The sequence below is a fragment of the Collinsella sp. HCP28S3_G2 genome (assembly GCF_052065125.1).
Classification (GTDB): domain Bacteria; phylum Actinomycetota; class Coriobacteriia; order Coriobacteriales; family Coriobacteriaceae; genus Collinsella.
The window spans coordinates 49,013-57,651 of sequence record NZ_JBQHUO010000012.1 but is presented as its reverse complement, the minus strand read 5'-3'; the positions used below and the strand labels follow the sequence as shown (position 1 = coordinate 57,651).

The 8,639-nt window shown below is 59.9% G+C and carries 8 protein-coding genes; all 8 read right to left on the bottom strand.

The window, feature by feature from the left end; translation table 11 throughout:
- Nucleotides 1–196 precede the first annotated feature (196 nt).
- Nucleotides 197–1,444: a zinc-ribbon domain-containing protein gene (locus ACTNB2_RS07600; RefSeq protein ID WP_441040756.1), complete on the bottom strand. Its 1,248-nt coding sequence runs from the start codon at nucleotides 1,442–1,444 to the stop codon at nucleotides 197–199.
- Nucleotides 1,445–1,594: 150 nt separating this feature from the next.
- On the bottom strand, nucleotides 1,595–2,617 hold the full coding sequence (locus ACTNB2_RS07595) for a YitT family protein (protein ID WP_427728028.1): 1,023 nt from the start codon (nucleotides 2,615–2,617) through the stop codon (nucleotides 1,595–1,597).
- A 207-nt stretch (nucleotides 2,618–2,824) separates the two neighbouring features.
- Nucleotides 2,825–3,346 (bottom strand): Asp23/Gls24 family envelope stress response protein, encoded by a 522-nt coding sequence (locus tag ACTNB2_RS07590; RefSeq protein WP_441040758.1) that lies wholly within the window; start codon nucleotides 3,344–3,346, stop codon nucleotides 2,825–2,827.
- 44 nt (nucleotides 3,347–3,390) lie between these two features.
- Nucleotides 3,391–3,768 carry a DUF2273 domain-containing protein gene (locus ACTNB2_RS07585; RefSeq protein ID WP_441040759.1) on the bottom strand — a complete coding sequence of 126 codons (378 nt, stop codon included), beginning with the start codon at nucleotides 3,766–3,768 and terminating at the stop codon, nucleotides 3,391–3,393.
- Nucleotides 3,761–4,333: a hypothetical protein gene (locus tag ACTNB2_RS07580; RefSeq protein ID WP_441045741.1), complete on the bottom strand. Its 573-nt coding sequence runs from the start codon at nucleotides 4,331–4,333 to the stop codon at nucleotides 3,761–3,763. The genes ACTNB2_RS07585 and ACTNB2_RS07580 overlap by 8 nt, the downstream gene beginning before the upstream one ends.
- A gap of 138 nt (nucleotides 4,334–4,471) precedes the next feature.
- Nucleotides 4,472–5,278 (bottom strand): YebC/PmpR family DNA-binding transcriptional regulator, encoded by an 807-nt coding sequence (locus ACTNB2_RS07575; protein WP_154514825.1) that lies wholly within the window; start codon nucleotides 5,276–5,278, stop codon nucleotides 4,472–4,474.
- A gap of 165 nt (nucleotides 5,279–5,443) precedes the next feature.
- The gene (locus ACTNB2_RS07570; RefSeq protein ID WP_441040762.1) at nucleotides 5,444–7,627 is read right to left on the bottom strand and encodes a DUF6020 family protein; all 2,184 of its coding nucleotides are present in this window, start codon (nucleotides 7,625–7,627) and stop codon (nucleotides 5,444–5,446) included.
- Nucleotides 7,628–7,772: 145 nt separating this feature from the next.
- The gene (gene lgt / locus ACTNB2_RS07565; RefSeq protein ID WP_441040763.1) at nucleotides 7,773–8,594 is read right to left on the bottom strand and encodes a prolipoprotein diacylglyceryl transferase; all 822 of its coding nucleotides are present in this window, start codon (nucleotides 8,592–8,594) and stop codon (nucleotides 7,773–7,775) included.
- Nucleotides 8,595–8,639: the final 45 nt, after the last annotated feature.

Genomic DNA, 8,639 nt, shown 5'->3' with positions numbered 1-8,639 from the left:
CGGCAATCCACTACGCTGGTGCCGCCTCTCTAATGTTGTATAACAAAACCTTGTTGTCTAAGCGCGACCAACGCGCAGCCTTCGCCAGAGCGGGTTTTAACGGGGGGGGGGGAGGTGGCCACCCGCCCCCCCCCGCTCATTCGTCAAGCACTATTTCTACCATTTCTACCCCATCCCCAAATGGCAGGTGACAGGGCTACTCGTCTTGCGGGTCCTCGTCGGAGCTTGGCGCGGGCTCCGTCGTGGGCTCGGGCTCCGTCGTGGGCTCGGACTCCGGCGCAGATCCCGGGACAGACTCAGGCTCGGGCTCAGGCGCGACATCCGGAGCGCTGTAACCCGAAGGAGCGGACTTCTTCTCGAAGGGCAATACAAAAGTCAGGACGTCGTCCTTATCCTCGTCGGCCCACTCGCTTGCATAACGTGCGACCCAATAGCCAACGGCACGGTGCTTGAGCATCTTGCCAAAGACCGTTAGAAATACGGTGACGAAAGCGATCAGCACCAGGAACAGTACGAGTGCGATGCCACCGCCGGTAACAATTGCCTCAATACCCGTAGGACGATAGTAGTAGCTATACATACCGACAGAGGCAATGGCGCCAAAGACGGCCGTCAAGATCCATGTGACAACGTTGGCGACCAGGCCCGTCAAAAACTCGGGAAGGAATGAAGCGCAAAACAGCTTGGTCTTATTGTTCTTAAAGGCCGCCCAGACCTTGTCGAGCGAAAACGCGCTCTCGACGCGACCGGTCACCGCAAAGTGCATCACGGCGATATCGGCGAACATCTTAAAGAAGACTCCCAGGACCGCCGTGGCAATCATAGCCAGGACAAGCAGGCCAAGCGAGCCAAACAGCGCAGTCTCGAGCGCAGAAGAGCCGTAATACGAATACGAGCCCGCCGCGCCAATTACCACGCTCTCCACCAGCGAAAGCACTACACCAATAACGGGAATGGCAGCGATAATCTCGAGCACGACCGAAATAACGCTCGAAAAGACCCCGAGGCCAAACGATGTGGAACGCATCAACGGACGATCCATGCCGTCATCGATCTTAAGCGACAGGTCGCGACCCCACTCGATGCCAAAGCCCGAACCGCACACACTCGCCACGCAGGCGGCCAAAAAGCCGATGGCAGCTGCAATACCGCCGATAACGGGAATGAACAGCACGAGCACCGACACGACACAGATAAGCGCCGGCAAAAAAGCAATCTGGCACACGCGCTGCAGCACGCCCGGAGTCTTGGTCATGTCTTGGAACGCCTGAGCCACACAGCCCTTTGGCGCATTCGCCACGGGCGGTTGCGGAACAAACTGCTGGGGCTGAGACTGTCCCTGGGGAGCGGGGCCGGCGGCCTTGACCACGGTATTAGGGGCACCGCACACGCCGCAGAACTTGTCGTTATCGCCCATGGGGGCGCCACACTGCGAACAGAACATCGAAATCATCCCTTCGTATCTAGAGTGAATCACCTGGATCGCAAACGACGTCTTTGGCAACATTATCGCGCAATGTGGGGACAAATACCCCAAGATGACCGATTTGAAACGTAGGCGGCTTTATTCAATGGTTCGAAGGGTATATCCGCGCTAGTTCGTGCCGCGGAAGCCCTTGCCCACGATCTCGGAGCTGTCAACGATCGTGATAAACGCATCTGGATCGATATCGCGGGTATAGCGGCGCAGTTGCACTGCTTCGCGACGGCTCAGCACGCTCATGATCACCGTCACGCAATTGCCCGAGAAGGCACCGTAGCCGCGGCTGATCGTTGCCGTGCGGTTGAGATGCTTGACGATAAACTCCTCGACTTTGCGTGGCTCGGCGCAAATAATCGTACAGACCTTGCGCAAGTGAATGCTCTCGATGGCCTTGTCGACCACAAGCGTCTTGGCAAACAGGCCGAGCACGCAGTACAGGCCAACGCGCGGACCGTACAAAAAGGCCGCGATGGTCACGATGCCGATATCGACCAGTAGCAAGGCGCGTCCGATCTCGAGCGTCGTGCGACGCTTGAGGATCATGGCAAGGATATCGGTGCCGCCCGTCGAGGCGCCAATATCAAAGACAATGGCACTGCCCAGCGCCGGCAAGATAACGGCAAAACACAGGTCGAGCCACATATCGCCCGTCATCGAAACATCCGTCGGAATGAAGAGCTCAAACAGCGAGACGTAGGCCGAAAGCGCAAACGAGGCAAAAACGCTCCACAGGATTGCCTTGCGCTCCAAAAAGATAAAGCCCAAGACGACGAGAACCGCATTGATGATCCACATAAAGACGCCGACGGGCAGAGTCGGGAACAGCGTGGAAAGAATGACCGACACGCCCGAGGTTCCGCCGAAGGCAAAGTGATTGGGGGTTTTAAACGCAACGATGGCGAACGCCGTGAGGATCAGGCCCAGATTGAGCTCGGCGAAAAAGCGCGGGAAGCCCGGCTCCTGGCTGCGCTTGCGGCCGGCACGCTCGCCGCGCTCGATATCGGCGCGATCAACCACGCGCTCCATCGGCACCACGGGAGGACGATGCACCTCCTCGGCGGCACGCGATGCCGCCTCTGCCGCGGCGGCCTCAATCGCCCATGCCTTGCTTTCTGTTTCGTGCTCGTCGGCCATTACGGCAACCCCTCGTTAACGATTTGGAAACAATGCGCCCATTAGGGTAACGCGGAGCGCGAAGATTGCAACCCCTAGTTAGACGAGCGGTATGACTACATCGAGGGCATATAGAAAACGGTCGACCGCACTTTTGCTTGCGCGGTCGACCGTTTAGCGTTTTCGCAGGTAAAACCTATCGAAACAAACCTGTCCCTATTTGGTAGGTTACTCGTGCTGGCTGGTGCGGTGCTCGTACTCCTCGGGGGTGATGACATCCTCGATGCGCAGGTTGACGCCTGCCACCTCAAGGCCGGTCATCGCGGCCAGACGCTCGGTCACGCGCGCCTTAACGTCGTCGAAAATCGCGGGTGCGTAGGCGCCGTACTCGATAATGACGGAAATGTTGACGACCACGCGGTTGTCATCGGTGACCTCGACCGTCACGCCCTTGGTCAGGTTCTCGGCACCAAACTGCTCCTGAACAAAGTGCATAAGGTTGCCCTTCATGCCCAGGACGTGCGGCACCTCGCGGGTGGCCATGGCGACGATCTTCTCGATCACACCGTTGGAATAGGTCAGCGAATCCTCGGACTCGTCCGCTTCCTCATCATCCTCGTCCGCATCGTCGGCGGGCTCGGCCTCGACGAGCGCCCCGTCCTCGAGCGTTACGTCCTCAACCTCGGCGGCGACGGTCTCGTCTGCCTCGAGCTCGGTATCGGCCACATCGACCTTCGTGTTAAAAGCCATGGTTCCTCCTTATGCCCACCGCACACGCGGCGGTCGAATACATACTAGCGGCCGCTAAACAGACGGCCGAAGAAGTTGACGATCCCGTTCTCGCCGTCACGGATCTGGCCAATCACGGCGCCGATCAGCACAAAGAATGCGATGACGAGTGTGTCCCACAGGCCGAGCGTGAGCACCAGCACGGCGAGCACAAAACCAGCGACGGCTCCGAGCGTGGTGTTGGGATGACGGACGGCATAGCTCCAGATGGCCGCCCCCGTACCCTTGATGAGACCCATGGCCTCGTCAAAGTCGTTGGCGGCGCTGTCGTGCTGCTCGCCGGCCTCGGGGGTGGTGTCGGCGGACTCGCCTGCCGGCGTAGCGTTCTGGTCGATCGTCAGGCGCGGGGTGCGGACGGTCTTGTCTTGATTGGTATCACTCACCGGAAACCTCCACGGTCTGGACGGTAGTCTTGGACGGCAAAAAACGGACGCGCGCGGTCGTGCCCGGCGTGCCGAGCATGGTGTCGCAGGCCTCCTCGATACGTTGCTGCATCGCGGTTGCAAGGGAGGCCACGTCCCGGTCATCGAGCGCGATGGCTTCGACCTTAAAACGAACGTGCGACTCGTCGGAGCCTTGAACGCGCGCCTCGATACGCTCAACCATCACGCGATCATCGCGCTCTGCCGCAGCGCGAGCGCACGAGGAAAGCGCTGCGAGGGTGACCTCGATGTTGCGCTCCCCCGCCGGATGCACGCAGGACGGCTCGCGACGCGCGAACATCAGGCGGAAAAACCCGATGAGCACGCCAAGTGCCACGATGGCGGCGCACACCGTAACGACGACGCGAGGCATGGTGTCACGCAACAGCAGCATAAAGCGATACGTATACGGTCCCCAGAACTGGCAGACAAGCGTGCCCAGCGCCACGATGGCGGCGGCAAGGTACACGATTGCTAGGGCTCGTTTGAGTACGCGCACGCGCGCTCCCTTCAGGTTTCGGTCCACAGAATGCAAAACGATTCGCATCATTATAAAAGAGCCGGGTCCGGTGCCATACGCACGCGGATCCGGCTCATCTATTCCACGAGGCTTGTATGCTCGCTTCATTATGCCCAGATATGCACGGCTTAACCCGTGCAGGCGCTACTCCTCCTCGAGGGCAGCGATGACCTCGTCGGTCATGTCCATGGTGCTGTAAACATCCTGAACGTCGTCGAGCTCCTCGAGACGGTCGATGAGGCGCTGGACCTTCTTGGCATCGGCTCCGGAGACCTCGGTCGGGGTGGTCGGAACCATGGTGGTCTCGGAGCCCTTGACCTGGATGCCCTGCTCCTCGAGCGCCTTGGAAACAGCCATGACGTCGTTGGCGGCGGTCCAAACGATCCACTCCTCGCCGGCGTCCTCGTAGTCGTCGCCACCGGCCTCGGCGATAGCCATCATGAACTCTTCCTCGTCACCGGCAGCACCGTTGGCGATCATGGTCTCCTTCTTGGCGTTTTCGTCCAGGATCTCCTTGGCGACGACGATCTGGCCCTTGCGCTCAAACTGGAAGGCGACGGAGCCGGAGGTGCCCAGGTTGCCGCCAGCGTGGGAGAAGGCGGAACGGACATCGGCGGCGGTACGGTTGCGGTTATCGGTCAGGCAGTCGACGTAGACGGCAACGCCGGCGGGACCATAGCCCTCGTACACGATGTTCTCGTAGACGGCGGCATCGGCACCCGAACCGAAGGCCTTGTCGATAGCGGACTTGATCTTGTCCTTGGGCATGGACTGAGCCTTAGCCTTGGCAACGGCAGCGGCGAGGCTGGCGTTGTTCTCGGGCAGCGGGTCGCCGCCGAGACGGGCAGCAACGGTGATGTTGCGGCTCAGCTTGGAGAAGAGGGCGGAACGCTTGGCGTCCTGCGCGCCCTTACGATGCTTGGTTGTGGCCCACTTAGAGTGTCCGGACATACGTGTCTCCTATCGGTTTCGACCTAAAGCCCAGCGCAGATGCTCGGGCAATATAAACAAACGTCGTTATGATATACCTACTGGCCTGCGAGATAAACCCCAAAATGAAGGCGTCGTGATGATGCACCCCCTTGGTGCAAAGTAACCTGTCCCCTTTGCACCAAGTTAGAACCAGAGAAGGTCGCTGCGGGTGATGGTGGCGCCGATGGCGAAGGGCATGCAGGCGATGACTGGATACAGGTAGCGCATGTAGGTCGAGCCGTTGCAGGGACCGATCAGGCACACGGCGAGCACGCCCAGCAGCGGCACCCAAATGGCCAGCCCGCGCCACGAATGACGACGTAGCAGATAGACCACCACAGCGATCATGATCCACACGTAGGTGGCCGAGCTCATGGTGAGCGAGATAAACGGGATGCGTTGTACTGCCACGCGATACAGGTTGATCAGGTGGTCGCACCAGCGCACAACCTTGCTATCGACCGGATGGAAGTCGAAGTACTTGAGGTTATCGGGCTTCGCCATGATCTCGGCACTGCGCGCCGTGCTGTAGACCCACGCATCGCGGGCACTCGGATAAAAGTAGCCGTAGTAGTTATTGATGAGCGCCGAGATATAGCACTCGGGATCCTTTTTGAACATCTGGGCCCACACCTCAAAATAGGCCTTGATGTCCTCCTGCGAGGCGTACTCGTTAAAACAGTTTTTTACGGCATCCGACTTGTCGGGGTTGTAGCGGCGGCCCAGATTCTCGTACTTGAGCACCCGATCGATCGCAGCGCGTTCCTTATCGGTCACCAGACCGTCGCAGGGAGCTTCCTCAATCGTGCCGTCGTCTTTGACCTTGGGGTTAACGCCCGAATTAAGGCCGTCGTGCTTTTGGACGAAGCGCGCCGTCTGTTGAAACGGAATCGAGAGGATCTCGCGCTTGGAGCCCGGCGTGATATCGTGCGCGGGCATAAAGACCTTGGTAAAGTACATGTTGGAGGCAAGGCAGAGCACGAGCACCGCGAGAACGCCGGCCCAGCGGAAGCGCGGCGTGGCGCATGAGGGTGCGACGCCAGATTGTTTGACCACGCGACGGGCCACATGCGCGTCCCAGGCGCAAAACGCTGCCGCAATCACGCAGGCCGCCAACGGAAAGACCAGGCCGCCATTGCGCAAAAACGTGGAACCCATGGCGCCCAGCACGAGCAACAGCCAGTCGTGGCGCGCAAAGAGCACAGGCGTGCGCTCGCCCGCGCGCTCGGCATTGACATCGCGACGGGGCAGGCCACATGCCACGAGCTTGACGGTCTGAACGAGCAGTACCAAAAACGCATCGGCAAACAGTACGTCTTTGGTCAGCAGCGCCGCGTAGTTGGAGAACATCGGCATAAACGCAAAGAACAGCAAGATGACGCCGCGGACCGGCAGGCTCACGCCCAGCTTGCGCAGCGACGATATGGAATAGGCCACGCAGGCGGCCGTGATGACAAATTGGGCGCAGGTGTAGATGGCAAGACCCGCATTGGCGCTATTGAATAGCGAAAGCCCCAGTTGCACACACGAGCCGATGATGGCCGTGTGCACCACCGGATGATGGCCGTTGAGTAGCACGTTGGGGTTAAGCAGGCGCAGGTAGTCGCTCGTGCCGTTGGGGTAGTTGAACCATTGGCGAATCTGCGCGCCCGTATCTCCCATAAAGAGGCCGGGCAGCGAGGCGATAAGCGTGGGCGCCCAGACAATCATGAGTACAAGAAACGGCCCAACAAAAGGATGGACCGAGAGCACGGCGTGGGTAACACGCCACACGCGGCCAAAATGCGCCTCCGAAAACGGAATGCGGCGAGAACTCAACCAATCCAAAAACTCAAAAGCCAGATAGAAGGCCACAATCGCCAGAAGCATCCAGCCCGCGCCGCCAATCCAAGCGCAGATAACGCGCGCCTTGTCGCCCAGCACAATCTCGGCCGAATCGGTGAGGTCGTAGCTGCGGCCGAACACCATGCAGACGGCAAAGAACAGCGACGGCAGCACGACCGAGGGGCGCCAAGCGTCACCGCGGCCAAAGAACACATAGCGAAACGGCAGCGTGAGCAGGCAGGCCAGCGCGAGCAGCATCACAGCGTCGGTATGGCCGGCAAATGAGAGGAGTACCTCGTAACACACGTAAAGCATGCCCGAGGCCTTTGGATCGATCGCCAGGACCGCGTTGCTCGACACCGGGGCGGGATCGATGGAAAACGCCGTGGTCGCCAGCAGGGCGAGCAAAAATGCGACGAGCGTCTGCTTGGCGGGATAGCGCTTAAACCAAACGATGCGGGCGGCGTCGCGCGCAGCCGTTGTGGAGAGACCGGAATCCTTCACAGTCCGAAAAGCCTTTCTAGAAACCTGCCAAAAAGGGACAGGTTTATTTTGGCAGGTTTTATCTGGGGAAACGTTACGGTTCTGTCATCGTTGCCTGGCAAAACCGCCACAAAGGTGCCTGTCCCCTTTGTGGTGTATGTGGTGGTTAGGCGTCGAGATAGATGCGCTGGGGACGGTTGCGGCGGAGGGCAAAAATGATGAGCGCCAGGCCCGCAATCACGAGTGGCAAACTCAGCAGCTGGCCCATGGTGATGACGCCGCCCAGCAGATAGCCCAGCTGGGCATCGGGCACGCGCACGAACTCAATGAGGAAGCGGACGATGCCGTACCCCATCACGAACACGCCCATAAACGCACCCTGGGGCAGCAGCGGTTTTTTGCGGCTGAGCACCTGCAGGATGCAGAAGAGCACAATGCCCTCGAGAAATGCCTCGTAGAGCTGGGATGGATGGCGCGGCATATCGCCCGCGGTGCCGCCAAAGATCACGCCCCAGGGCAGATCGGTCGGCTTGCCCCACAGCTCGCCGTTGACAAAGTTGGCGCAGCGCCCCAGGCACAGGGCCAGCGGAGCACCGATAACGGCAAGGTCGGCGATGGTCCAGGCGTCGAGCTTGTACATGCGGCACACGAGCACGCCGCCGATGATGCCGCCCACCAGGCCGCCATGGAAACTCATGCCGCCTTCGTTGGTGGCAAAGATCTCGAGCGGATGCGCCCAGTAGTAGCCGTCACCGTAAAAGATGACGTAGAACAGACGGGCGCCAATGATGAGGCCAAAGACCACACCAACCACGACACTCATCAGGTCGTCGACCGTAATGTCAAAACCCCAACGACGCTGCGTGCGGTACATGACGACCGCCGTGAGCAGAGCTCCGACCACATAGGCCAAGCCGTACCAGTAGATGGTGATGGGCCCCGCCGAAATGGCGACAGGATCAAGCATATGGTAGAGGTCGTTGAGCATATCGGTCCCCCTGCTCCCTACATACAAATGCGGCCGCGGGCCTTT